The organism is Paenibacillus sp. S-12 (assembly GCF_030363895.1).
Lineage (GTDB): Bacteria > Bacillota > Bacilli > Paenibacillales > Paenibacillaceae > Paenibacillus_B > Paenibacillus_B alvei.
In genome coordinates, this window is the sequence record NZ_JASIUF010000006.1 from 24122 (window position 1) to 51106 (window position 26985).

The following is a 26985-nucleotide window of genomic DNA, read 5'->3' on the forward strand; positions in this document are numbered from 1 at the left end:
GGTACGCATCCTGCCGGGTGTTTTTTTTAGACGGATTGTCAAGCTAAGTGCGACAGTTCATCCATGAAAGCTTCGTGAGCAGACATCCAACCGAGACATTTACGGGGACGATTATTAATGAGAGAGATAGCCTTGGCCAAATCTTCATCGGTGACCAAAGCAAAATCATGGCCCTTTGGAAAGAATTCTCGAAGAAGACCATTTCCGTTTTCATTTGAGCCTCGCTGCCAGGATGAATACGGTTCTGCAAAGTAAACCTTGAGATTATGAAAGTTCTCAAGGTTGGCATAACAAGCAAACTCTTTCCCGCGATCTACGGTAGCGGTTTGAAAGGCGGCTTGAGGAAATTGGCTGGCAACCACACCAAAGTCAACCTCCATCGAATAGGCGGTACGATCGGGTATTGTCAAGGCTAAGTAGTGCCTTGTCTTACGCTCAATAAAAGTGGCTACACAAGCCTTGCTTTTGCCACGGCTTGAGACAACGGTATCCAGTTCCCAGTGACCGAAGGTTTCACGCTTGCGAATCTCTTTGGGGCGCTTGCTAATCGGTGTACCTACCAAGAACCAACCTCGAGTTTCCACAGGCTTCTGACGCTTGCCTTTATGCCGTAATGCCTGTACATCACCGCTTGCCAACCGTCCTTCGTATATCCACCGATAGATGGTTTTGAAGCAGACGAAGGTCTTGCTCTAGAGCCGACGTTTCTCTGCTATCTGTTCCGGTGAGCAAGTCTGAATGAGCTTCTCGGTCAGCTCGTTTGCAAGTTCAGGCGTATACTTGCCGACAGGTACAGATGAAGCCCTTCGCTCGTAATAGGCAACCTAAGCAGACTGGGCAAAGTAGCCTCGCACCTCGCTTCCACGCTTAAGCTCTCGTGCGATGGTAGGGGGATGGCAGCCTAATTCATGTCCAATCTTACGGATTGACCACCCTAGTCGGTGTAGGGCCTCTAGTTGTCCTCGTTCAATTATGCTAAGAAGGGAGTAGCTCATGTTAGATTTCTCCTGTAGAAAATGGTTTGTTGTGGTGACTTCCATTTTACACGAAACTAACATGGGCCTTTTTGTATTTTAGGTGTCACTTCATATTACAATCCGTCAAATAATAAATTGTTGTTCTAACGAATTTCTATACAATAAAGACTTGTTCTAAATGATGATTCCTTTAAAAAGTCCCGATAATAAATTTCTAACGGGACTTTTTATTACTCTTTAAGGAGAGGAATAAGATGCAAGCTTCTTTAGGTGATCGTTTCCGGATTTTGAATCATAACTTTTTGATAGCGATAACCGCTTCGTAATAAAAACGAAACGGAATCTCGGTAAGAAAAAAGTCAAGGATGTAATTACTAAGTTTTCTTTAGAGAACGTTTTATTGATGGAGTTATTTTGAAAAAACGATTAGCCAACACTAAATTAACAACAAAGGAATAATGCAACAATAGTATCATTCATTATATTAAGTCTCTTAACTTCATCAAAATTTGTTTTCTGGCACTATCTATAAATTTACGACTGATTGGTATTTCAACAGTTTGCTTATCATTTAAATTGGCAACAACACAATTATTTCTAATTTGTTTTACATATCTAACATTAACAATAAACGAGGTGTGGATTTGCACAAAATTATCATTAACTTTGGATAAAAGGGCTCTTGTTTGAAGAAGCGTTTCATATATATCAGAGGGTGTGTGAATAAGTACGCTCCTTTTATTTTTTTCAAAGTAAATAATTTCACTAAAAGAAAGACTGTAAAAAACTTTATTAAATGTAAACATAAATTTTGAATCATCTAAATCTAAATATTTTATAGCGCGATTCAAGGTAGGATATAGTTTGTCTTTTGTTGCTGGTTTTAAAATGTAATCAAAAGTGTTAACCTTAAAAGCCTTTTCCATATATTCTTTGAAACTTGTAATAAAAATAATTGGACAAGTATAATTATTCTTTCTAATGATCTCGGCAATCTCTATTCCTGATACATTAGGAAACTCAATATCTAAAATAAACAAATCATATGTATTTCTTTTAAGTAATTCAATTAAACGAAATGGATTGTAATATATATCAATTTCAAATAACGAGGAGTTATATTCTAACATTAAATCTTCGATAACTTTTGCAAAAACAGGAACATCATCACAAATAGCAACTTTTATTACCATCGTTTCACTCCTTTAATAATGGTAAGTGTAGCTATGATGCACCATCATGTCATAAACAACAATTTGAGCGAACAAAGTCAACGTTACAATAATAAATTTAAAGAAGAGACTGTGAAGTATGTACAGGCAAGTCGAAAAACACATTGATATTACTGGGGAACTTAACATTCCTGTCGGTACTCTTCAAAAATGGGTAGGACAAGACCGGCAATTTAGAGATGGGGCTTTTGGTGGTGGCGGAGTGTATCACGGAGCGGATTTTACAAGTGGCTGAATTCGAAAGATTCGGAAAGATCTAAGCGACATAAAAGAATAAAACTTGTCGAATCCATTTCCATCATCAAGACACGCAAGGAAGTTATGGTGCGTAAGCTTACACATAAGCTGCATGCAGAAGGTATTCTACGACGGATAGAACCGTCAAACGTATCATGATAGAGAACCATCTACGCTCCTGTACCGTAAAAAAATTCAATGAACAAACTATCAACTCCAGCTCATTCAATCCGATATCACCCAACATACTGTCAACAAAAATTTAAAACAAATGCCTCAAATAAGGTATGGGTTAAGGATATAACGTACCCAAGTAAATCACGTTGGAAGACTTTTAATTCAAGGATTAGGTGAAGGAAAAACTAGGAATGAATTAGTGGCTGAATTAGAAAAGACTTTTGGTTTAGAGAGTGCTAATGCAGAGAATGATGTTAATGAATTTCTTTCCATGCTTAGAGAGGAGGGACTAGCATAATGGACATACCATTTTTTCCAGATCGTCCAGAACAAGTATCAAATGGGGCAAAATGGCATGCCAGACTAGCTATACTTCTATCAGCACCTCTGAATTGGCTCCCTCCAAGTATGATAGAAAAGATATTATCTTGTTTAACGAGAAGATATCCATCGGCTTCGAAGGAACAAGTTCAGGTTATTCGTGATGCAGTATGTACAGTAAGTAAGAGATGTCGAAGTCAAGAGGGTTGTTTGAGACGTTCACTTGCGGTTGTAGTAGCAACGTGGTTAAAACGAAGATCTGTTAGTTGGTGTACTGGATACGCCCTAGAGCCATTTAGGGCACATGCATGGGTTGAATTAAAAGGTATTCCAGTTGGAGAGCCGGATGAAATAAGTTTATATTCTAAAGTTATAAGTGTACCTAGTTATGGTGAGGAAATTACAGAAAAAAACGGAAAATAACAATCTAAAATCTAAAGAACTTAAGTAAGGTAGTGATATGAACCGGTGTTGTTTTTGAAGCACGAAGCAAACGTGCAAGAGTTAATCAACAACAATTGTTGCATAAGGATTAGCAAACAACAATCCTTATTGCAAGTCAGAAGCTGTCTGATGATAAAAAAGTCTGGACCAGTAAAAAACTGTGGAACCAGTAAAAAAAGTCTGGAGCTCGTAAAAAAGTCCCGATGATGCTTTGTTTGGTCATCGGGACTTTTTTATGATGAAGGAGCTGTATTCAATGTTAGGGGAGTGAATTCGAGAAATTAGACAGATAAAAGTGAACCAAACTGAGTTTTCATTTTAGTTACATTTTGTTTCGCCGGATCATAGCGTTATACACTAAACGTGCCTTCTACGTAGTATCAGAAGTTTTCTAAAACAATCTTCCCAATGGATCGACCGGTTTCCAACTTCTCATGTGCTAAACGCAGGTTTGCCGCATTAATGGGTTCTAGTCGTTCAGTTAGCGTCGTTTTTAATTTTCCGTCATCAATTAAATCCGCCAGGTTATTCAGTAATTTGTGTTGTTCAATCATGTCTTTCGTATGGAATAAGGATCGTGTAAACATGAACTCCCATACAAACGTTACACTTTTAGAAAAAAGCAAGTCCACGTTCAAGTTTCCTGCCCAGGAATCTTTATCTGCAGGAACAATACAGCAAATGATACCTTGGGGGGCTATGACCTCCGCCATATTCGCCATATGTTGTACAGTATCATTCAAGCAAAAGATATAATCTATGGTGTCTATACCCATAGCCTTGAGTTGAGGTTGAAAAGGATTGTTGTGATTTATAATAATATCCGCCCCCAGACTTTTGACCCATTGATTCGACTCTGGACGCGAAGCAGTGCCGATGACGGTCAACCCTGCAAATTTAGCAAGTTGAACGGCCATCGAGCCCACTCCTCCGGCTGCTCCGATAATAAGTATGTTTTTGTTTTTATTTGCGTTTAGACTAATTCCTAGACGATCAAATAGGCCCTCCCATGCAGTTATTGAGGTAAGCGGTAATGCGGCTGCCTCTGAGAAATCCAAACTTTTAGGCATATTTCCTACAATTCGTTTATTTCTATGAAAGCTTGGGGGGAGTCTTATAAAGTGCGGCTTGAAAACATTCGAGTAATAGAAGGAGAGGAGAGTTAAAGGCAAGTTGGTTGGGTAACAATTTGAAGCGATCTATTAACCTAATGCTAAAGGTTACAATAAGCTTAATTAATAACTATAAAGTGGCTGCCGGCATGGTTCGGCAGCCGCTTTGCTAACGGGCAGAATCCGTTGTTGGGATTGGAATTGCTGTATGGAAAAACTATGAATTACGGAGGGCGCATAAGAGTGTAAAAAATCATGTTGCTCAAATGGCACTTCGAGGAGCTTACTTTACATCCACAACTCAACAACTAATTAATTAGCGATAAAATCATTGGTTTTGGCTGTGCTACAATAATGTGATTGATGTTAATTGCATCCAAGGGATAGGAATAGGAACAAGCAGAAATTCCGCTGACTCATGATCTCGGCGAGGCGAGTGAACGAATGATGAGAGGGATGGGAAAATGACCGATACAAGGACAAAATTGGTGCTGGATTTGCAAAGAATTGAGAAGGATGAGTATCAGTTACACGAAGGTGAGCAGCATCAAGATTTCTTACCTTTGTTACTTCAATATATTGGCGATCCTCAGCCAGAATTACGGGATAACCTGATTTATCCGATGTTCTATATGTGGATTAAGGAAGAGAATAGGTTCAGTGGAGAGGAGTTGCGTAGCCTCTTAACTGTTCTGACTGATGAGAACCATTTGTTCTATAATATTGGCAGCGAGGATGATCAGTCAGTTTTTACAAGAACGTTCTCTGCTTTGCCTATCGCTTTGATTGTGCAACGCCACAGACAGAATCCATTTTTTAATCAAGCTGAAATTGAGCAATTAATGCATACAATGCTCCGTTATTATAAAGAGGAGAAGGATCTGCGAGGTTACCTTTCGGTAGGCGGCTGGGCTCACAGCGCGTCTCACGGTGCGGATGTTTTTGTCGAGCTGGTGCAGTGCGAAGAGAGCAGCGTAGCAATGCTGCGTGAGGTTCTTATCGCTATTTCTGGCAAGCTTCATAATGGTAAACACATCTTTAGCGATGAGGATGATGAGCGGTTGGTCAACATCGTGGATACGATGATTGATAAGGAGTTGCTTCCACATCAAGAAATCGCTGATTGGATTAGCGGTTTAGCGCAATGCTGCAATTTGCCGAGAAGCCGCAGTCAGGTGATTGCTCGTGTGAACAGCAAGAATTTTTTACGCAGTCTCTATTTCAGAAGGGGACAAGATAGCCGAGGGAATGAGCTTAACACTGTCATGCTTGGTACTGAGGCAAAATTGAACAGGTTTTCTATCCGTTAAAGGATTAGAGGGGGGCTGTCCCAAAAGCCATGGAAAAATTGGCAAAGGGATTGCCCCTTTTTATGTCAAGAAAACAAAAAGAAACTATTCTTTTGTGAAGTATTCCAGATTCACAAAAATTCCGGGCTGAAGGTTTGAACATCATTGATTACCAGACCGTAGAGATTGAACCAATTAAAAACAGCAAATTTACATACTCCTTACAAAAAATGCTACCAAAACTGGACTTCGGATATATAATGATTTCTAACGTTGATGAACTATGGAGATTTACCTAATTTCTCCTACTATTTCGCAAGGTCGCACAGATGGAGTCATCTCGCTTCTTGGTGTAATACTTGGATTCGTGATTTACATGATCGCAACCATGTTCGGTCTCTCAGCTCTTTTCATAACGGTTCCGTTCATTTACGAATCAGTCAAGTGGGCCGGGGCTGTTTACCTGCTCTGGCTCGCTTGGAATGCAGTCAAACCAGGCGCTGCTTCAATTCTCAAGCCTGATGGTCTTTCTATTGAACCGCCGAAAAGTTATTTTTGACGGGATTGATGACAAATCTACTGAACCCCAAAATTGCTATTTGACAGGTCTTGCTGCGAGTCTTGCCTTTGATCGCAGATAGTGATACATGAACAAATTCCATAATACTGTCTGACTCTTCTTTCAGCCGTGAACTTTGTTAAACTAACGGGGTCGATAGTTCAATGAGGCAGTTTATAACTTTATTATTCAGTTTAGATCCATGCTTCGTTGAGTAGAAAACTAATTTTCAAATATCCAGGGAAGACCGGGACTTCTTGTACCATAAGAGGTTCCGGTCTAATCCTTTATTTTTTACTAAACAATTGGTTCAGCATCGTAGAAATGATTATGATGATACTAAAAAATGCTATAAACAGCTTTTTTGCTACTGAATTCATTAGTAGTTTTTTTGTGCCTTTTGAAGTTTTACGTTTTCTTGTCCCCTATGCCCTGGGTAAATCGAACTATTCTTTCAATGGAAAAGCAGCTCCTGAACGTCCCTGCTTTGATAGCGGACACGTTTGAATCATCTCGATAAACCCGCATGCTGCCATGGAAAGCGGCATGTTGCGCATAATCATAATCCCCACGTGAGAAGGCGGCAGCCGCACGTCCAATTGAATCTCGAAGAGGGTGCCCTCTTCCAGCTCTTTCGAAACAAATTCCCTCGTCACGTAAGAAATTCCGAGTCCTTTCCTAGCAAACTCGATGAGAAGATCCACGCTTCCGACCTCAATTTTAGGTGTGAGTTTATATCCGTAGCTTTGAAATAATTCCGTAATGGTCATTCGTGCCCTGCTATTGCGCGAGAACAGGATAATTGGGTACTGGAGCAGCATATCCAGCGTTAAAACCGCATCCTTGAGCTCGGCATAACGTGTCCCCGCTACAAAGCATTCCTGCAGCTGAAAAGTCTCCCGCACTTCAAGCTGGGTATCGACGATAGGCATACGGATAACGCCCAAATCAATTTTTCCTTCTTTTAGGAAGGAAATAATTTCCGGTGTTGTTCCATGATTCAGGTGAAGTCTGATCCCGGGATGCTTCTCATGAAAGTCCTCCAAGTACGGGAGCAGATAATGCTTGAACAGCGAATCGCTTCCGCCGATCCGCAGCTCGCCGCTGTCCAGATTTTTAAGTGCCTCCATTTTTTCTTCGGCCAGAGATATTAAGATCTGTGACTGCTCAATATAGGAATACAGCATGGCGCCCTCTCTTGTCAGCCCAACGCCTTTGGAATTCCGGTAGAACAAAGAGATGCCGAAGCTGTTTTCGAGCTGTTTGATGGCGTGGCTGACGCTAGGTTGGGTTAGGTATAAGGCCTTGGCAGCCTGAGTCAAGCTGCCTGTCTTCGCAGCCCAATAAAAAACTTTGTACAATTCGTAATTTATACTCATAGATGTGGTCTATAGCTCCTGTGAAATATATTTATTACTTGTATAGATGATATTCGTATTATAGTGGAACTACGAAAAAGAAACCAGAGCTTGATTAATAGAGCGCTGCTTGAAGGAGAGAGAAACATGGAGCCGACCACTTTTGTTTTGTTTGGAGCGACTGGGGATTTAGCCAAAAGAAAAATATACCCTGCCCTCTACAACTTGTATATCGATCGGAAGCTGCCGCAATCATTCTCCTTATTTGGACTTGGGAGAAGAGAACTGTCTGATGAATCGTTTCAGGCAAATGTCGAGCAGTCTATCCGTACTTTTTCCAGACGAGAAGCGAACAATTCTTCGTTAATCAAAGATTTTGTGAGCTTATTCCGTTACAGCGTTCTTCATATAGATCGCAAAGAAGATTATAGGAAGCTGCTGCAACTGATTGAACAGAGAGAAGAAGAGCTGAACATTCCGCCGAATCGCCTGTTTTATTTATCTGTCGGACCGGAGTTTTTTGAAACGATCACAGCGAGCATTAAGGAAAGCGGGCTCGGTTCCGCGAATGGCTGGAAGCGTCTCGTGATCGAGAAGCCTTTCGGCCATGATTTGAAATCTGCTCGCGATTTAAATCAGAAGCTGAGCCAAGCTTTTGCGGATCATGAAATTTACCGAATCGATCATTATCTCGGCAAGCCGCTGATTCAGAAGCTTGAGATTTTGCAGCAAAATCCGGTCCTTAATGCCTTATGGACGAATCGTTATATTGCCAACGTGCAAATTACAGCAAACGAGACTGTCGGCGTAGAAGAAAGAGCGGGTTATTACGATCACGTAGGCGCCGTAAGAGACATGTTCCAAAACCATATGCTGCAATTATTGATGATGCTGACGAGTCATCTTCCAATCAACAGTGACTCGGAAATGGTGCGCTTTAAGAAGAAAAAGGTAATGGAAGCCCTCGAGCCGCTGCATAAAGAGGAAGTGAGCGCGAGCATTATCCGTGGTCAATACAAAGCAGGAACCGTTCAAGGAAAGCCGGTAATCGGCTATATCTCCGAACCAGGGATCGCTTCTACTTCCATGAACGATACGTTTATTGCCGCTAAATTGCAGATCAATGATTTCTTTTGGCGCGGCGTACCTTTTTATATCCGAACAGGCAAACGATTGAAAGAGAAATCAACGCGGATTGTAATTGAGTTCAAGGAACAGTTAAAGATGTCCTCTCAGGAAAGTACTGAAAGAAAATCGCCTAACCTTCTGGTATTTGAAATTAGTCCTAATGAAGGCATTACGCTGCAATTAAATACAAGAGATCCTTTGCATAAAGGGGAGTTCAAGCCCCTTCAAATGAATTTTCATGAGAGCAAGGGCGATGTTCCCGAGGCTTACGAAAATTTGATTTACGACGCTCTGCAAGGAGATCCTACGTTCTTCGCACATTGGGATGAGGTCGAATTGTCCTGGAAATGGGTTCAACCGATCCTGGAAGCATTCGAGGAGAATCTGGTTCCGCTTCATCGGTATGAAGCGGGCACTTACGGTCCTGCCGAGTCCGATGCGTTATTGGCGAAGGACGGCTACCATTGGTGGTTCGATGACAAACCAGAACAACATATTAAAACGGAAGAAGGAGAACAATATGCTTACCAAGGAAACCATTGATCAATTAGCTGTCGATACGATCCGAACATTGTCTATCGATGCTATCAACCGCGCCAATTCCGGTCATCCGGGGCTGCCGATGGGAGCGGCGCCGATGGCATACGCTCTTTGGTCCAGACTATTAAATCACAATCCCGGCCATGCTAAATGGTTTAACCGCGACCGCTTCGTTCTTTCTGCGGGTCACGGATCAGCCTTGCTCTACAGCCTGCTGCACTTGTCTGGATATCAGGTATCGCTTGATGATTTAAAACAGTTTCGCAAGCTGAACAGCAAAACGCCGGGGCATCCCGAATATGGGCACACGGATGGCGTAGAAGCGACAACTGGACCTCTGGGACAAGGGTTGGCGATGGCAGTCGGGATGGCGATGGCCGAAGCTCATTTGGCCTCGAAATTCAATCAAGACGGTTTCCCGGTAATCGATCATTATACGTATGCGCTTGTCGGAGACGGCTGCTTAATGGAAGGAATCTCTTACGAGGCGATGTCCATGGCAGGACATATGAAGCTTGGAAAATTAATCGTATTGTATGATTCCAACGACATCTCGTTGGATGGAGGGCTCAACCTTTCCTTCGGCGAAAATATGCAAAAAAGAGCGGAATCGGCTAATTGGGAATATATCCGGGTCGAGGACGGCAATGACATTTCCAAGATTACAGAAGCGATCGCCGCAGCCAAGCATAACGATGCCCAGCCGACGCTTATCGAAATTCGGACGATTATTGGTTACGGAAGCAAGGCAGCGGGAACGAACAAAGTACACGGCAATCCGCTCGGCAAGGAAGAAGCGAAGGCGACCAAGGAAATTTACGGCTGGAAGTATGAGGAAGAGTTCACCGTTCCGGAAGAAGTCAATGCGCATTTCGAGCAGCTGAAACGTAAGGGCGAGGCCAAAGAAGAAGAGTGGAACAAATTGGTCGCGGCCTATAAAGCGCAATATCCTATGCAGGGTAAGGAGCTTGAGCAAGTCATCGACGGTTCCGTATCGATTGAGGCAGCGGACATCCTAACGTTCGATGATTCCAAAACGATTTCTACCCGTGTAGCAAGCGGCGAAGCGATAAATCATTACGTAAAAACTGTACCTTCGATTTTTGGAGGAAGTGCCGATTTATCGCATTCGACGATGACGGACATCAAAGGAGAGCAAAAGTTTGCTGTGGAGTCCTACTCGGGACGCAATATTTACTTTGGCGTCCGTGAGCATGCTATGGGTGCAGCCGGCAATGGCATGGCCTTGCATGGAGGTGTAAAGCCATTCGTAAGCACCTTCTTCGTATTCAGCGACTATTTGCGCCCGTCTATTCGTTTGGCTGCGCTGCAAAAACTGCCTGTGACTTATGTATTTACCCATGATTCCATTGCTGTTGGGGAAGATGGACCTACCCATGAACCCGTTGAGCACTTGGCTGCGCTGCGCACCATTCCGGGACTTACGATCATACGTCCGACCGATGCCAATGAAACGGCAAGCGCATGGGCGTATGCTCTGCAGCAAAATGAAGGCCCAGTAGCTCTGGTGCTTAGCAGACAAAATCTCCCTGTATATGAAGCCACTAAGGCCAATGTTGAAGGGGTAGCCAAAGGAGCTTATGTCTTGAGCGAAACAGGCGGCCAGCCGGATGTCATCCTTATTGGAACCGGATCAGAGGTTTCTATGGCCATGAATGCTAAGGAGGAGTTGGAGCGGGACAACATTTCCGTACGCGTCGTTGCTATGCCAAGCAGAGAGTTGTTCGATCGTCAACCCGAAGAGTACAAGCAGAGTGTCCTTCCTAATTCCGTTACGAAGCGGGTGGCCATTGAAGCTGGCATTTCGTTAGGCTGGGATCGTTATACGGGACAAGGCGGAAAAGTACTGTCGATCGATACATTTGGCGCCTCTGGCGCTGGTACGGAGGTTATGGAATACTTTGGATTCTCCGTAAATCAAGTGGTTCGCCTGACGAAGGAATTACTGAAGTAATAATAAATGTGTCCAATAAAATAATGGAGGTACTTACCTATGAAATTTTTTATCGATACGGCAAATGTAGAAGACATCAAAAAAGCGTATAAAATCGGTATCTTATCCGGTGTTACGACGAATCCGTCGTTGGTCGCCAAGGAAGGTGTGAAATTTGAAGATCGAATCGCCGAGATTTTGCGGGAAGTACCCGGAGTTGAATCGGTTTCTGCCGAAGTAACGCCTGATGCGGTGACAGCTGAAGACATGATCGCGCAAGCGAACGAACTAATTAAAATCAATAATAATGACAAAAACATCACGATCAAGCTTCCGATGACGCTCGCCGGACTTGAAGCTTGCCGCTATTTGAGCGACAAAGGCGTGAAAACGAACGTGACGCTGATTTTCACCGTGAACCAAGCTTTACTGGCCGCTCGTGCAGGTGCCACTTATGTCTCGCCGTTCCTTGGCCGCTTGGATGATATTTCGGAAGACGGCGTCCAGCTCGTCACGAAAGTCGCTGAATTGTTCCGAGTGCATAACCTGGACACGCAAATTATCGCGGCATCCGTCCGCCATCCGGATCACGTAACGCGCGTAGCGATGGCAGGCGCGCATATTGCAACGATTCCATTTGCGGTGATCGAACAAATTTCCAAGCATCCCTTAACGGATCAAGGCATGGATAAATTCGCTGCCGATTGGAAAAAAACAGCCGAGCTTTAAGTGATGAAGTGAACAAGAAGGCACGCGGCATGCTCCCGTTGATGGAGGCGTGCCTATAGATAGAAATGACTGGGAGGGAATTGCAATGAAGAAACAACAAATCGGCGTGGTAGGTTTGGCCGTCATGGGGAAAAATCTGGCCTTAAATATAGAAAGCAAAGGGTTCTCGGTTGCGGTATACAATCGTTCGCCAGAGAAAACGAATGAGCTTCTGGCGGAGGCGCAAGGCAAGAATTTCGTCGGCACGTATAGTATTGAAGAATTCGTCCAATCGCTCGAGACGCCGCGGAAAATTCTGATCATGGTCAAAGCGGGGCAACCGACGGACGATACCATCAATCAGCTTGTTCCTTACCTGAGTCAAGGGGATATTCTTATCGACGGCGGAAACGCCTATTTCCCTGATACGCAAAGAAGAAACAAAGAGCTGCAAGCCAAGGGATTCCGTTTTATTGGCGCGGGTGTCTCGGGCGGCGAAGAAGGGGCGCTGAACGGTCCCGCGATTATGCCAGGCGGGCAAAAAGAGGCTTATGAACTGGTCGAGCCAATTCTGACCGCTATTTCGGCCAAAGTGAACGGCGATCCCTGCTCAACTTATATCGGAGAAGATGGCGCCGGCCATTATGTCAAAATGGTGCACAACGGCATCGAATACGGTGACATGCAGCTCATCGGCGAAGCGTATCATCTGCTCAAAGATGTATTGAACGTAAATACCGAGCAGTTGCATGACATCTTCTCCGAATGGAACAAAGGCGAACTGGATAGTTATTTGATTGAAATTACAGCCGATATTTTCTCGAAGACCGATCCGGAAACCGGCAAGCCTATGGTGGATGTCATCCTCGATTCAGCAGGACAGAAAGGTACGGGGAAGTGGACGAGCCAAAGCGCATTGGATCTGGGAGTTCCATTGTCCATTATTACTGAATCCGTGTTTGCACGGTTTATCTCCGCAATGAAAGAAGAACGCATGGCCGCAAGCAAGCAGTTGAAAGGCCCCGCAGCATCAAGCTACGACGGCGATCCCAAGGAATTTATCGAGGCCGTTCGCAAAGCTTTGTATGCCAGCAAAATCGCTTCGTATGCGCAAGGCTTTGCGCAAATGAGAGCTGCTTCCGACGCGTACAATTGGAATTTGAACTATGGAGGCATCGCCATGATCTTCCGCGGGGGATGTATTATCCGCGCAAGATTTTTACAAAATATTAAGGATGCATACGACCGGAACCCGGAATTGAAAAACTTGTTGTTGGACGAATACTTCAGTGGGATTATTGCTAACTATCAAGAAGCCTGGAGAAAAGTCGTATCGATTGCCGTAGCTAGAGGAATTCCGGTTCCTTCATTCGCTTCCGCTCTAGCTTATTATGACAGCTATCGGACGGAAAGACTGCCGGCTAATTTGCTTCAGGCACAGAGGGATTACTTTGGGGCGCATACGTTCGAGCGGGTTGATCAAAAGGGGAGCTTCCACTTTCAATGGATGGAAAATAATGAATAATAATATTAATATTGTAGCGCAATCCTTCAAACCTTATTAAAAGTATAATTAATAGAATAGGTTAAGAGTGTGTTTTGAACAATCTTTTTCAAAACACGCTCTTTTTTTATGTATGGAATTGGAACGTGAAAACAGAGCAAACTTTGATAAAATAAACACAAAAACAGCTTGTGTTAACGGGAGGTAGTTTCCATAGACGGAGATTTCACGATGCTGCTTCAGCTCTTTGAGCGGGCAGCATTATTGCTCATTATTTTGTTTTTCTTAACTCGTATTCCGAGCTTTAAGCAGATTCTGCAAAAGGAATCGCTGACCACGAAGGAGTTCGCCGTTGTTACGATTCTGTTCTGTACCTTTGCACTATTTGGCACCTACTCAGGCATTGATGTGGAAGGCTCGCTGGTCAACGTACGGATTATCGTGATTATGGCAGGAGGCATCTTATTCGGGCCTTGGGTCGGTCTAGTCGTGGGCGTGGTGTCCGGAATCCATCGTTATTTGATCGATATCGGCGGGGTAACCTCGATTCCATGTCTCATCACAAGTATTATTGCGGGGCTGGTATCTGGCTATATTCATCTTCGAACGCCGAAAGCGAAACGTTGGTTTATCGGGATTGTTGCCGGGATGGCTTGCGAGGCTTTAACGATGCTGTTGATCATATTCATGGCGCAACCTACAAACTTAGGCAATGAAATTGTATCCAGAATAGCAACACCGATGATTCTAGGGCAATTGAATGTGGGATTGATCATTTTGTTAATTCAGAATGTAGAAAGTGAGCGGGAAGGAATCGCTGCGCAGCAAGCGAAGTTAGCGTTGGACATTGCGAATAAGACATTGCCCTATTTCCGCTCTATCAATACCGAATCCTTGCACAAGATCTGTTCCATTATTAAAGAAGATATTCAAGCCGATGCAGTGGCGATTACGGATGCCTCGAGCGTGCTCGCTTACGTCGGTTTTGGGGAAGACCGCTATCAATTCCGGCATGAGATCATCAGTGATATGACCAAACAGACGATACGAAGCGGGGAATTCATGATAAGCAACCATGCGTTGGACGATGCGATGCCCGGCATTCAATCCTTGCTCATTATTCCACTGAAAGAGCGGGAAGAAGTGACGGGGACCTTGAAGATTTATTATCGGAAGGCGCATAAAATTACCTATCCGCTGCAGACTATGGCCGTCGGTTTATCCCAGATTATTTCGACATTAATGGAAGTTTCTCGTGTGGAAGAGATTAAGGAAATGGCGAATAAAGCGGAGCTCAAAGCGCTGCAGACAACCATTCAGCCTCATTTTTTGTTCAATGCATTGAACGCGATTGGATCCTCGATCCGAACCAGACCGGACCAAGCGAGGGAACTGATCGTCAATTTATCCGGATATTTGCGTTACAATTTGGAGTTAACGGATGATTTGATCGATATCCATAAGGAGTTGGAGCAGGTTCGGAATTATGTAGAAATTGAAAAGGCACGCTTTGGAAATCGGCTGCATGTCGTTTATGATGTGGATGAAGTCGCCGTGAAGATTCCGAGTCTCATCATTCAACCGTTAGTGGAGAATGCGATTGTCCACGGTATATTGAAGGTGAAAGGGCCTGGAACGGTCACCATCTATGTTAAAGATACAGACGATTACATTCGAATTGGTGTCCAGGATACTGGCGTGGGCATCCGTGAAGATATCATAAAACAGGTGATGGAGGAGCGTGTTCCGCCGAACCATATTGGTCTATTTAATGTGCATAAGCGTGTGAAGCTCATTTTCGGGCATGGTGTTACAGTGGAGCGACTAGATCAAGGAACGAATATCTTTTTTGACATACAGAAGGAGACACGATGAGAGCGATAATTGTGGAAGATGAAGTATTGGCCAGTGAAGAGCTGGAATATTTGATTACCAAACATAGCCGCATTGAAATCGTGGAGCGATTTGAGGATGGCCTTGATGTGCTTAAATTTCTGCAGGAGAAGGAAGTCGATGCGATTTTTCTCGATATCAACATTCCATCCCTGGACGGGATGCTGCTAGCGACGAATATTAGTAAGTTCGCGCATAAACCGTATGTTATTTTTACAACCGCTTATAAGGAGCATGCCGCTCAAGCTTTTGAACTGGAGGCTTTTGATTATATCTTGAAGCCCTACGACGAGAACCGGATTGCCGCGATGCTGCGTAAGCTGGAGACCGCCTTCGAACGGGATGTGCAGCAAGGTGGAGGTTCCAATCCTGCGGACAACAGGCCAAAATCTGAGGAGAAACGCATTAATCTGCTGAAAAATGATAAGTATATCGTTACGGATAGCGATGACATCTACTATGCGGAAGCACAAGAGAAGGTAACGAACGTATTCACGAAGAGTGGTACTTATACGATGCCGATGAGTATTTCGGACTTTCATGCTATGCTGCCTCAAGATCGATTCTATCGTTGTCATCGTTCCTATACCGTCAATTTGTCTCAAATCCATGAAATCGTTCCATGGTTCAACAATACTTACTTGCTGCGTCTGCGTGATATGGATGCCGAAGTGCCCGTCAGCAGAAGTAAAGTCAAAGAATTCAGGCAGTTGATGCATATATAAATGCAGTTCATTCCGCAATCCCGTCATTTCATGCCGCTTATGGCTTAAGAAAGCGTTTTATCTTGTAAGATAAGGGTGCAAAAGCAAAGCGTAAGAGCTTTCACTCCCTACTGATAAAACACAACTCTTGATCATAGCAGAATGGAAAGAGGGGATCTATTATGAGAACGCATCAAGCAACTGGGTCGCAGGTAAATCGCTGGCTGATCGTCCTTGGAACAATCATTGTACAAATGGGATTAGGAACCATATATACGTGGAGTTTATTCAATCAGCCGTTAGCCGACAAATTTGGATGGGAGCTCAGCTCCGTATCGATTACATTTTCCATCACCAGTTTTGCACTGGCTTTCTCGACATTGTTCGCCGGAAAAATTCAGGATCGCATCGGAATTCGGCGTATGACGATGATTGCAGGTGTTGTTCTCGGTGCAGGGCTTATCGCTAGCTCACAGGTTTCATCGTTGTGGATGTTGTACTTGCTTGCTGGTGTGGTTGTTGGTTTTGCGGATGGTACGGCCTACATCACATCGCTATCGAATTTAATGAAATGGTTTCCTGAACGCAAAGGATTAATATCGGGGATCTCGGTGGGAGCTTTTGGGACAGGCAGCTTGGTTTTCAAATATATTAATGTGAATTTCATCAATACGATGGGGGTCTCCTATGCATTTCTGGTCTGGGGATTGATTGTGATGGTCATGGTGATTGCCGGTTCGTTGTTAATCAAAGAAGCCGTAATTACGGAAACACCTGCAGACGCAACTGCGGAGTCGCAGAGTGGGCGGAATTATACAGTGAAAGAAATGCTGCGTACGAAAGAAGCGTATATGCTCTTCCTTATTCTATTCACAGCTTGTATGAGTGGATTGTACCTGATTGGTATCGTCAAAGACATCGGTGTGCAGCTAGCCGGTCTTGATATCAGCACAGCAGCGAATGCGGTAGCTATGGTGGCGATTTTCAATACAGCCGGTCGAATCATTCTCGGTGCTTTGTCTGATAAAGTAGGACGTATGAAAGTTGTAGCGGGAGCGCTTTTTGCGACGGCATTGTCCGTCATGGCCTTGAACTTTGTACCTCTGAATCTGGGCATCTTCTTCACCTGTGTCGCGGTGATCGCATTCTGCTTTGGCGGTAATATCACGGTCTTCCCGGCGATTGTGGCAGACTATTTCGGCTTGAAGAACCAAAGCAAGAACTATGGAATCATTTATCAAGGATTCGGGTTAGGTGCCTTGGCTGGTTCGTTCCTTAGTGCTTTGTTCGGTGGTTTCCAAATTACCTTTACCGTCATTGCGGTCTTGTGTATGCTCTCTTTCTTGATTGCGATCTTTATCTCCGTACCTAGCCAACGTAATCAGTCGAAGAAGAACCAAGAAGCGAAACCAGAAGTGAACCAAGAAGTTGTGCTAAAACCACATTACAATGTGGGATAAACGCAGTGGAACCTCAGATTGATAGGAAAGGCTACTCAAAAGAGTGTTACCAAAAACAAACAGGTGTTCTTTGCACAGGTAAGCGGTGTAAAAGACGCCTGTTTTTTTTGTTGAATAAGAAATTATATTGGAATGATGTTTACTATTCTAATGTCAGTAAAGGTGCAACCTTTTAAAAAGGAAATGAATCTAAAAAATGAAGTTACATTTTTCCATAATGAAGGAAGGGTTTATATGCGAAGAAGAATCGCTCTACTTACCGTTATGGCCGCCTTATTGACATGCAGCTTTTTTAATGGATCTGTACAGGCAGAAACGCACACAGAAGTTATTGAAAGTACGGCTAAATCACAGCTCGATTCAACTGTTTTAGAGAAGGTCAAAGCCGCTCTTGGGGATATTGCAAAAGGCAATGAGATGAAATCGGATCTCAAAGTAATAGCGAATAATAGTGACAATATTGATCTAGAAGGGGAGCTGTCCCAGCCTGCAGCAAGGTTCACTGTTGGTTACGACAAGAAAAAACAACGAGTGAATAATGCAACCGTCTATTATCAAATCAAAGATAAGGATCTTGCGTTGGAGTCAGCCGTTCTTAAGAAGGTGAATGCCTTCATCGCGAAGTTCGAGGATAAGAAATATCCATTAACGTTCAACGCATTATGGAGAGTAAAATCGCCATATCAAGATAATGAGCCGCGAAATTACTGGGTATTCTGGGGGACTGCATCGCTGGATATCGATCTCGACAAAGGAAACAAAATCATCGCCAGACAAAGCTATTCCTCAGCCCAAGTAGATAAAAAATTGTTGAATAAAGCTGTTAACGCAATTAATCAATTAAGGAAAGAAAAAGTAAATCTTGTTCGCGCGGAGCGGGTAAAGGATGAAGTCGCCGGCAGCTATTTTTGGCATTTTAGAGATCACTACGATCATCATAGCGTCAAGATTGACGCAATAACCAATCAAGTGTTGGAAGTCGATACGATTTATACGGATTGGACGAGCGACAAAGATTTTGCCAAATCCTTTGCCAAACCCAAATATACCCCAAAACAAGCGATTTCTGCAGCAAGCGGCAAAGTAAAATCAATATTCAATGTCAATTTGGCCGGATATAAAGTGACTGTTAAATTGAACGAATATACATTTAAAAAGGACAAACAACCTACAATCGTGGGCAAGATCAACAAGAAAGGAGAATTTTATTCCTTTTCTCTTACGCCTTAAGCTGGAGCGCTACTGTCAGCAGGAAATATAGCTCTAGATTGTCGTTGTTTCAACATAAAAAAAGTGTAGAGAAAGAATAGCTCTTTCTCTACACGCTGAGAACTCGCAGCCCGAGTTTTTTTATTAAAAATCAAAGTTATCTGGGTCTGGACCTACACGATGGTTTTGATTTAATCCATCAATGATTTCCATTTCTTCTTTTGTCAGTTCAAAGTCAAACACATTCGCATTTTCAACAATTCGATGCTCTTTTGTTGATTTTGGAATGGTAACCACTCCGTTCTGCAAGTCCCAACGCAAAATAACTTGGGCAACAGATTTATTATGCTTATTCGCAATTTCCTGAATAACTTCGTTGTCAAGCAATTGACCTTGCATGAGTGGTGACCATGCTTCAAACTGAATACCGTTGTCTTGGCAAAATGCTTGCAACTCTTTTTGAGTCAATCGTGGATGGTATTCTACTTGGTTGATCATCGGCTTAATTTCAGCGTCCTTCATCAAGTCTTGCAAATGATGGATTTGGAAATTACTTACGCCAATTGCTTTTACGCGGCCTTCTTTATAAAGAGTTTCCAACGCTCTCCAAGCATCTTTATATTTTCCTTCAACCGGCCAATGAATCAAATACAAATCCAAATATTCTAAGCCTAGTTTCTTCAAGCTTGTTTCATAAGCAGCAATCGTAGATTCATATCCCAAATCCGCGTTCCAAACCTTAGAAGTGACAAATAACTCTTCTCTTGAAATGCCCGCTTCCTTCAAGCCTTCTCGGATCCCTTGGCCAACACCTTCTTCATTCCCATAAATCGCTGCGGTATCCACGCTGCGGTATCCATGTTTAATCGCTGTTTTGACTGCATTCACCAATTCAGGGCCTTCTTCGACTTTGAAAACTCCAAGTCCAAACCAAGGCATTTTCACACCATTATTCAAAGTTGTTGTATCTTGCAAATTTTTTGCCATCATAATTAAAACCTCCAAATTTTTTATTTTTTGCTTACTTGATCTTTTCGTTCCATAGCTCTGCTAAATCCAGTTAAGATTGTAGCGACTACTACCATAAGTGCTCCAATCCAAGTCGTATGGATTAGTCCTATCGAGTCAGTAACTAGACCGCCTACAAAGGAGCCTATCGCAATTCCGGCATTAAATGCAGCAATATTGATTGCCGATGCCACATCAACCGCACTAGGAACAAAGCGCTCAGCCAGTATCACAACATATACTTGCAAGCCCGGCACATTCATAAATGCCAACAGCCCCATCAACAGGATGGTTATCAACCCAGCAACTTTAAATGGTGCTGTAAACATCAAAATAAATAAGACGATTGCTTGTACTATAAACATATAGAACAATGCACCAATTGGGTTTCGATTCGATAACTTACCTCCAATCATATTCCCAATCGCAATCGCGATACCGTAAGCTAACAGAATGACAGCTACCGTTCCTTCTTTAAACCCAGTGATGTCTTGAAGCAATGGTGATAAGTAGGTAAACACGACAAATGTTCCGCCATATCCTAATGCTGTAATGATGAATAATAGCAATAACCGACCATTTGTTACAAGTTTAAGCTGATCACGAAAAGTAGTTTTTACTCCTTTTCGCAAATGAGATGGAACAAGTATGCTATTTGCAAGTAATGCAATAACACCAATGATAACAATGGCAATAAAGGCGGTTCTCCATCCTAACTGCTGCCCAATAAAGGTTCCGAATGGAACACCCGTTACTGTAGCTACGGTAAGCCCGGTAAACATAATGGAAATCGCACTAGCTCTGCGGTCTTCTGGAACTAAATCGGCTGCAATTGTCGATCCAATTGACATGAAGACCCCATGTGAGAATGCTGATATCACTCGTGCGACTAGCAATAACCCGATTGTCGTTGAGATTGCAGCAACAGTATTGCCAATAATAAAGACAATCATGATCCAAAGTAATAATTTCTTACGTGACATACTTGATGTCAAAGCTGTCAAAATCGGAGCTCCAAACGTTGCTCCTAATGCATATAGGGACACTGTTAATCCTGCCGTGGTAACTGGAATACCTAAATCATTTGCAATAAGAGGCAGCAATCCGACACTGATGAATTCAGTCGTTCCGATTGCAAAAGCACTTACTGCTAAGGCAAGCAATGCTAACATGCTTTGCTTTTTATTTAGTTCCATATTGTCTCCTCCTTTTCTGTTATATAAATGGGAACTTTCTTTTCAGCGAATAATAAAATTTGAAGGATATCAACCTCAAAATGTTATTGTGAAATTGAAGAAAGTATAGTATTTCTCAACCGACAAATGTTATTATGAAATATATCGTTCTTAAATGAAAGTACGCACTTAAAAGTTATATAGGAACCAGAAAGTAATATAGGTACTTTTTAGTGCCTATAAGAAGGAGGAGAATCACGATGCAAAAGAAGAAATACAATATCTCTGTTGAAGCGACATTAGAAGTTATAGGTGGAAAGTGGAAGTGTGTGATTCTTTGCCATTTGACTCACGGAAAAAAACGGACAAGCGAATTAAAGCGCCTCATGCCAAATATCACGCAAAAAATGCTTACCCAACAGCTGCGCGAGCTTGAAGAGGATGGGGTTATCAATCGAATCGTGTACAATCAAGTTCCGCCAAGAGTAGAATACGAGCTTAGTGAATATGGACGAAGCTTAGAAGGGATTTTAAGTTCATTATGTACATGGGGGGAGAAACATTTAACGAAAGTATATGGGGATAAATTTTCTGTTTTAGAAGATAGTGTGTTGAATGAACAGCTTAAGTAGGGGATATGTATACCTCATTCCATTTCTTCCGGGACATGAATCGTAATACAGATAATACAGCCGATTTCCTTAGAGGTGAAATCGGCTGTTTTCTTTTCTTATTTCCAAAATTGTAATCTGAGAAAAAACAGGATTGGAGCGGGAATGGCATTCATTTATCGGGCAGGATTTTCAACGAAGGTTTAGAATTAAAGATATAAACTACGAATATGCTTTTTTTCTTGAACCCTCTCATACGATGAGAGTACTTCTGTATTCGAGGAGATGATCTTGATGAACAAGAACATGAGGATTGCGGATATTTTAGTACGGTTCGACGAGATATCGAAGCATTATGTTCAGGAGCTGGACAAGTATTGTCTGACGGAACTGTGGCGCAAGCCAAGCGAGAACGAATGGTCGCTGGGACAAATGTATCTGCATCTGCCCCATTCCACGCTGAACTTGCAGCTCCGTCTTGCGGAGCAGTGTATGGCGCCTGGTGGCGGCAGCGAGGAGGCAGGCGGGAAAACGGAGGCTGGCCATGCCGTGTTTGAGCAAGGGAGCTTCCCGCCGGTTCGTATTCAGGTACCGGCCGACTTGCAGTATACGCCTCCTCAGCCGGAGAGCAAGGAGCAGCTTGTTGCCAAGCTGGAGGAAGCAAGGCGCCGCATGCATGAGATTGGGACGTTGCTGCAGAGCATAGATTCAGAGCGGCTGCAGCGGAAAGCGATTCATCCGGCTGTAGCCTTCGGCGCGTTAAACGCGGTCGAATGGTTCGCAATGGTGGAGATGCATTACCGCCACCATCTTCTTCAGAAGGAGCGGCTGGACGCTTTCTTACAAATGCAAAGTGGTTAGGCTGACGAACAGATTGACTTCGTATAGATAATCTGTTTCGAATTCAATCCATTTGAGTAATAAAATTGCATACCAAATAAACCCTATCGGGGTTCAAATTTTTAGATTACGCTACATGATTGTGAGAAATAGAAAAATTGTATACGATGCCTAAGATATCAAAGGCTGTTTTTTTCTCATACCTATGGGATTTTCGTCCGTTTTTCTGTAAGAAATTGAACAGACGAAACAATCACTTTGTTATCCTTGGATATCTTTTTGCAAAGATTGATAAATAAGTGGAAAGCCTACAACCTATTTTTACACATATCTCGATCGAACCCCTATGCATTTCATCAATCATTCCCTTGACTCTCCATTTGTAGTACTGTATAGTACTAATATGAAAAAAAATACACTTAGTAATAAAGATATTGCTCTGCAATCCGCTTTTACATTGTTTCTTACTAAAGGTTTTCTGGCAACAAGCATGGACGACATAGTCGCACGTAGCAAAGTTTCAAAAACGAACATTTATTATTATTTTAAGAGCAAGGAGGAGCTGCTGCTCGCTATTGTTAATCAGTTGATAGCACATTACGAACAGCGAATTAATTATATTGTGTCTCAAACTGAGCTCACCGTTCAGGAGAAATTAGAAGCGGTACTCCACATTTTAAGCGATACTATTGAACAAAATAACTACCTTGGCGGTTGTCCTTTCCTGACTCTGTATACACAGACGCCTATTGACGCGGTTGAAATTAGAGATAGAATCAAGAGTTTTTTTGAAAAACAGCTGCATGGTGTTGAATTGATTTTAGCCCAAGGGATTGCACGACAAGAACTAAAGGAAGAGCTGCCTGTTAAACAAACAGCTATGTTGATTATCTCCTCTATTGAGGGTGCTCTCTTCTTGGCTCAAGCTTCTAACAACCAAGATATGATCAAAAATTTATTTCCTGCTTTAGCTTCCATGCTAAAGTAATTTTTTTGACATATTAGTACTAATTAGTACTATAAAATAATAAAGGAGTGTTTTTATTATGAATATCTTCATGACCGGCGGAACTGGTTATATTGGACGTCATTTAATCGCTGAGTTAGCTTCTCAGCATCAGATTTATGCACTTGTACGTCAAAAAAATCGTCTTCTTACCATCATCAATCAACTGTCACCCGATCAACAGAACAACATTGTTCCTGTTATCGGTGATCTAACGCAGCCTCGATTAGGTTTAAGTGATGACAGCTACAAGCAATTACTTGCAACTGATCTAATTATTCATGCAGGAGGTCCAATGAATATTGAGTTGAACCTCAGTGAAGCTGAGCAGTCTTTCCTCGCTCCTGCAAAATCCCTTGCTCGGCTAGCACAGGATATCCACGCTGCAAAAGAATTAAAGCATTTTATCCATGTCGTAGGCTTTATGAGTCCCTATCATGAACAAAATGCATTGTTGGATCTAGATCATTTGCTGGACAATCAACCGCCTTATGAAAAAATGAAGTTTTTAGCCGACTCTTATATACGAAAATCTCTTCATAACATGAGCATTCCCTTATCTACTGTTAATCCTAGTGTAATCGTCGGAGACTCCTTCTCAGGGAAAACAGAACAGATTGGAGGCCTTAGTATCTTAGTCGATGCCGTAAGGCGAAATCTTATGCCACTTGTTCCAGGCGGCGACGATTATTGGTTACCGATGGTTCATATTGATCATGTGGCTTCGTTTATTTCAAAACTTGCTAATACAGAAGGGTTATCAAGCAATACCTACTATCTTTTAGATTCTAAGCAAGAGAGTCCGTCGATCCGAACTGTCATCAAACTCATGGCACACGAATTGCAGACAACAAAGCCGTTAGGAACTATACCGCTTCCGTTATTGAAAACTGTGCTTAGAATGGGTGCTGGTAAGATGCTTGGTATTCCTAAAGAATCCATGAGTTTTCTTGTTAAGTCGGAATTCCCTGTTTACAGTAAATTAGAAATAGAACAAAGGAACGGCAGAAATTCATTCGTAGTTCCGTCCACGCTCCCTTTTATCATTAGTGATTTGGATTATCGGTTAAATCATTTAGGCCTGAATCAAAATGAGCAGAAAGATTTTAGTCAACGAAGAAGGGCTAACTTAGTTTCGCTAGAGAAAGATAGGAATGAAACGCCTATTATTTTTCTTCATGGGACGTTCAGCAATGCCGATGCCCTTTTTCCCCTCTCACAATTTTTAAGCAGTTTAAATACTTGGTTCGTAGATTTACCTGGATTTGGGCGTACCCCTTATCACCATAATCCTTCTGTGCTAGAAGGCTATGTAGAGAGCATTTCCACTATGATCACTGAGTTGAACAGACCCGTTATATTAGTGGGGCATTCATTTGGCGGATTGATTGCGGCTCAAGTGATGGAACGGCTGCCCTCACTGATCAAACAACTCATTTTATTGCAGCCAGTACTGCATCCTATCCAACCTAAATATAGATTTCGACGTATTACAAGTTTCGTTCTAAAATATATGGAGCCCGCCCGTTTGGAAAAAGAGCTACTTCAAGCCAATAGCTTCAGAACATCGAGTCAGTTATTGAGTAATTACGCTCATTCTGTGGTCCGTGATTTAAAATCCCCTCGTATTCGCAAAACTAACGCTACGGTCATGTCTTGCTTAACTATATCAAAATCCATTCAGTTAAATCCCGAGACATGGGATAAGAGGAAAATTAAGATACTATGGGGAGCTTTGGACAAAGATCATCATGTCCCAAAGCAGTTTGAACACTTGGATATTACACGTATTCAGTACGGTCATCAGTTTCCTGTTGAATCTCCTGAACTAACTGCTCAATGGATTTCTCAAGCTGTAACAGTATAAAGGTTCTTTTGATAGTATTGATGGAGGTGTGGATTGTCAACACAAATTCAGACTGCTTTTTTAAGGACTCGTTTTCTGAACTCAACTGGACTTAAATAACCTAAAGTTCCATGAACATGATGATGGTTAAACTGGTTCTGTTGCAAAGTTTGAAAAAAGCATAAACAGGTTGATAAATGAAGAACAATGTTTAGGAAGTAGCTAGTAATTGTTGAAGTTCATTGTACGTTGAAAAGGCGGAGTCTCTTTGAAACATACATAAGTTTCCTGAAGATAAGGTTGTTTATGGTGTTATTACGGTAAGTATCATTTATTATTTGTTTGGATTATTGCTGGTTTTCGCCGAGAAAGGGAAGAAACAATTTTAAGAAAAAGTGGTTTACTTTATGCTGAAATTTGCTTAGTATATATTTTGTTAAAATGTTGAGCGGTATCCCATGCCCATCAACCTAACAGAAACGAAAATTTCATCTTTTCATAGGTGTCCATGGGAATTTAGTTCACTTTTTTCGTTTTGGGGAACAATTAATTTCTTAAGTTGATGGGTATGGGGCGAACCCCTAATTTTGTGTTTTGAAGGAGAGGTCTTCTCATGATTATTAAATTCATTCGTCTACGTTAATTTGAAGCACAGTTCAACTACTCTCATCATTTTTTTGAAAAATGTATGGGTTTATTTGAGTGTGTTTTTATCATTAACAAATTCGAATGAAATGAGGAGTATCTCATGAGTGAAAAGATAAAAAAAATCAATGGAATTGATATATGCACAGAGAGTTTCGGCAATCCAACTCATCCTCCTGTCCTGCTGATTATGGGAGCCATGTGTTCCATGGTTTATTGGGATGATGAATTTTGCCAAAGCTTGGCTGACTCGGGACGTTATGTGATTCGATTTGATAACCGAGATGTGGGACGTACAACGACCTATCCGCCTGGGAAGTCTCAATATTCTGTGGCGGACATGGCTGATGATGCAGTTGGGGTGCTTGATTCATATGGAATTAACCAAGCGCACCTCGTCGGATTATCATTGGGTGGCATGATTGCACAGATAATTGCAATTAAATATCCTCAAAGAGTTCTAAGCATGGCTTTGATTGCCTCATCTATTTTTGGATCTGATGAGAATGATAGAGGCTTGCCTCCGATGGATGAAAAGATACTTGCTTATCATGCGGATGGAGCTGCACTGGATTGGTCGGATGAAGAGGCGGTTGCAAAATACCTGGTCAAAGGCTCTAGCCTGCTTTGTGGTTCCAAGCATGACTTTGATGAGAATAGAGCGTATAAGCAAGTAATACGCGAGATAAAACGAGCTAATAATCTGATCAGTATGTTTAATCACGCACTACTTACAGGTGATGACGCTTACGAAGGAAAGTTAAAAGAAATCAATGTGCCTGCTTTGGTTATTCACGGTACAGATGATACGATTCTTCCATTAGAACATGGAGTTGCACTTGCTAATGAAATACCAAATGCATCCTTATTAACGCTTGATGGAATGGGGCACGAAATACACTTCGACGATTGGAATACGATTATTCAAGCAATTTCGAACCACACATCGTTGGCGTAGTCGTAACTAAAGCAGTAATAAACAGGGTTACAAATAGTACTTTTTAGAGTGTCCTGATGTTTGATCAGGGCACTCTTTTTTTGGAGTGCT

At 42.4% G+C, this 26985-nt stretch carries 19 protein-coding genes and 4 pseudogenes; 17 read left to right on the forward strand and 6 right to left on the reverse strand.

From position 1 onward, the window contains the following. Positions 1-38 precede the first annotated feature (38 nt). Positions 39-995 (reverse strand): annotated as a pseudogene (locus NO352_RS06950) (IS30 family transposase). A 461-nt stretch (positions 996-1456) separates the two neighbouring features. Next, positions 1457-2170, reverse strand: a complete 714-nt coding sequence (locus NO352_RS06955) for a LytR/AlgR family response regulator transcription factor (RefSeq protein ID WP_289355189.1) — start codon at positions 2168-2170, stop codon at positions 1457-1459. 598 nt (positions 2171-2768) lie between these two features. On the opposite strand from NO352_RS06955, the pseudogene NO352_RS25060 reads away from it, so the two are divergent. Beyond that, a pseudogene (locus NO352_RS25060) lies at positions 2769-2921 on the forward strand (PqqD family protein); the annotation flags it as partial. Then, positions 2921-3367, forward strand: coding sequence for a lasso peptide biosynthesis B2 protein (locus tag NO352_RS06960; RefSeq protein ID WP_289355190.1), 447 nt, complete (start codon positions 2921-2923; stop codon positions 3365-3367). The pseudogene NO352_RS25060 and the gene NO352_RS06960, both read left to right, overlap by 1 nt. A gap of 401 nt (positions 3368-3768) precedes the next feature. Here NO352_RS06960 and NO352_RS06965 read toward each other — a convergent pair. Next, a pseudogene (locus NO352_RS06965) lies at positions 3769-4479 on the reverse strand (zinc-binding alcohol dehydrogenase family protein); the annotation flags it as partial. A gap of 485 nt (positions 4480-4964) precedes the next feature. Here NO352_RS06965 and NO352_RS06970 point away from each other — a divergent pair. Together NO352_RS06970 and NO352_RS06975 are read left to right on the forward strand one after the other, a co-directional pair. Continuing rightward, positions 4965-5810 carry a DUF2785 domain-containing protein gene (locus NO352_RS06970; protein WP_289355191.1) on the forward strand — a complete coding sequence of 282 codons (846 nt, stop codon included), beginning with the start codon at positions 4965-4967 and terminating at the stop codon, positions 5808-5810. Between the two features lie 268 nt (positions 5811-6078). After that, positions 6079-6389, forward strand: a pseudogene (locus NO352_RS06975) (LysE family translocator); the annotation flags it as partial. Between the two features lie 405 nt (positions 6390-6794). On the opposite strand, the gene NO352_RS06980 reads toward NO352_RS06975, so the two are convergent. Next, positions 6795-7727: a LysR family transcriptional regulator gene (locus tag NO352_RS06980; RefSeq protein ID WP_289355192.1), complete on the reverse strand. Its 933-nt coding sequence runs from the start codon at positions 7725-7727 to the stop codon at positions 6795-6797. Between the two features lie 126 nt (positions 7728-7853). On the opposite strand from NO352_RS06980, the gene zwf reads away from it, so the two are divergent. From zwf to NO352_RS07020, 8 genes are all read left to right on the forward strand, one after another. Continuing rightward, the gene (gene zwf, locus NO352_RS06985) at positions 7854-9377 is read left to right on the forward strand and encodes a glucose-6-phosphate dehydrogenase (RefSeq protein ID WP_289355193.1); all 1524 of its coding nucleotides are present in this window, start codon (positions 7854-7856) and stop codon (positions 9375-9377) included. After that, positions 9355-11349, forward strand: a complete 1995-nt coding sequence (gene tkt / locus NO352_RS06990) for a transketolase (protein WP_289355194.1) — start codon at positions 9355-9357, stop codon at positions 11347-11349. Before zwf ends, tkt begins: the two co-directional genes overlap by 23 nt. Before the next feature lie 39 nt (positions 11350-11388). Beyond that, a complete protein-coding gene (gene fsa / locus NO352_RS06995) occupies positions 11389-12057 on the forward strand; it encodes a fructose-6-phosphate aldolase (protein WP_262866447.1) in 669 nt (222 codons plus the stop codon). A gap of 85 nt (positions 12058-12142) precedes the next feature. Beyond that, positions 12143-13561 carry an NADP-dependent phosphogluconate dehydrogenase gene (gene gndA, locus NO352_RS07000; protein ID WP_289355195.1) on the forward strand — a complete coding sequence of 473 codons (1419 nt, stop codon included), beginning with the start codon at positions 12143-12145 and terminating at the stop codon, positions 13559-13561. Positions 13562-13771: 210 nt separating this feature from the next. Continuing rightward, positions 13772-15415: a sensor histidine kinase gene (locus tag NO352_RS07005; RefSeq protein ID WP_289355196.1), complete on the forward strand. Its 1644-nt coding sequence runs from the start codon at positions 13772-13774 to the stop codon at positions 15413-15415. Next, a complete protein-coding gene (locus NO352_RS07010; RefSeq protein ID WP_268599397.1) occupies positions 15412-16158 on the forward strand; it encodes a LytR/AlgR family response regulator transcription factor in 747 nt (248 codons plus the stop codon). The genes NO352_RS07005 and NO352_RS07010 overlap by 4 nt, the downstream gene beginning before the upstream one ends. 161 nt (positions 16159-16319) lie before the next feature. Then, positions 16320-17597 (forward strand): L-lactate MFS transporter, encoded by a 1278-nt coding sequence (locus NO352_RS07015; RefSeq protein WP_005544386.1) that lies wholly within the window; start codon positions 16320-16322, stop codon positions 17595-17597. A gap of 132 nt (positions 17598-17729) precedes the next feature. Then, positions 17730-18827, forward strand: coding sequence for a hypothetical protein (locus NO352_RS07020; RefSeq protein WP_289355197.1), 1098 nt, complete (start codon positions 17730-17732; stop codon positions 18825-18827). A 123-nt stretch (positions 18828-18950) separates the two neighbouring features. Here NO352_RS07020 and NO352_RS07025 read toward each other — a convergent pair whose 3' ends face one another. Continuing rightward, the gene (locus tag NO352_RS07025; RefSeq protein WP_040735534.1) at positions 18951-19793 is read right to left on the reverse strand and encodes an aldo/keto reductase; all 843 of its coding nucleotides are present in this window, start codon (positions 19791-19793) and stop codon (positions 18951-18953) included. Positions 19794-19816: 23 nt separating this feature from the next. Beyond that, positions 19817-21010, reverse strand: coding sequence for an MFS transporter (locus NO352_RS07030; RefSeq protein WP_289355198.1), 1194 nt, complete (start codon positions 21008-21010; stop codon positions 19817-19819). 239 nt (positions 21011-21249) lie between these two features. Between NO352_RS07030 and NO352_RS07035 the strand changes: the two genes are divergently transcribed. From NO352_RS07035 to mle, 5 genes are all read left to right on the forward strand, one after another. Continuing rightward, complete coding sequence (locus NO352_RS07035) at positions 21250-21621, forward strand: winged helix-turn-helix transcriptional regulator (protein ID WP_289355199.1); 372 nt, start codon at positions 21250-21252, stop codon at positions 21619-21621. Between the two features lie 273 nt (positions 21622-21894). Continuing rightward, entirely contained in the window at positions 21895-22461 is a 567-nt protein-coding gene (locus tag NO352_RS07040) for a DinB family protein (protein WP_289355200.1), read from the forward strand. 382 nt (positions 22462-22843) lie between these two features. Next, positions 22844-23428 (forward strand): TetR/AcrR family transcriptional regulator, encoded by a 585-nt coding sequence (locus NO352_RS07050; protein ID WP_289355201.1) that lies wholly within the window; start codon positions 22844-22846, stop codon positions 23426-23428. Between the two features lie 58 nt (positions 23429-23486). Beyond that, the gene (locus NO352_RS07055) at positions 23487-25313 is read left to right on the forward strand and encodes an alpha/beta fold hydrolase (RefSeq protein WP_289355202.1); all 1827 of its coding nucleotides are present in this window, start codon (positions 23487-23489) and stop codon (positions 25311-25313) included. Between the two features lie 727 nt (positions 25314-26040). Beyond that, a complete protein-coding gene (gene mle / locus NO352_RS07060; protein WP_268622173.1) occupies positions 26041-26895 on the forward strand; it encodes an alpha/beta fold macrolide esterase in 855 nt (284 codons plus the stop codon). Positions 26896-26985: the final 90 nt, after the last annotated feature.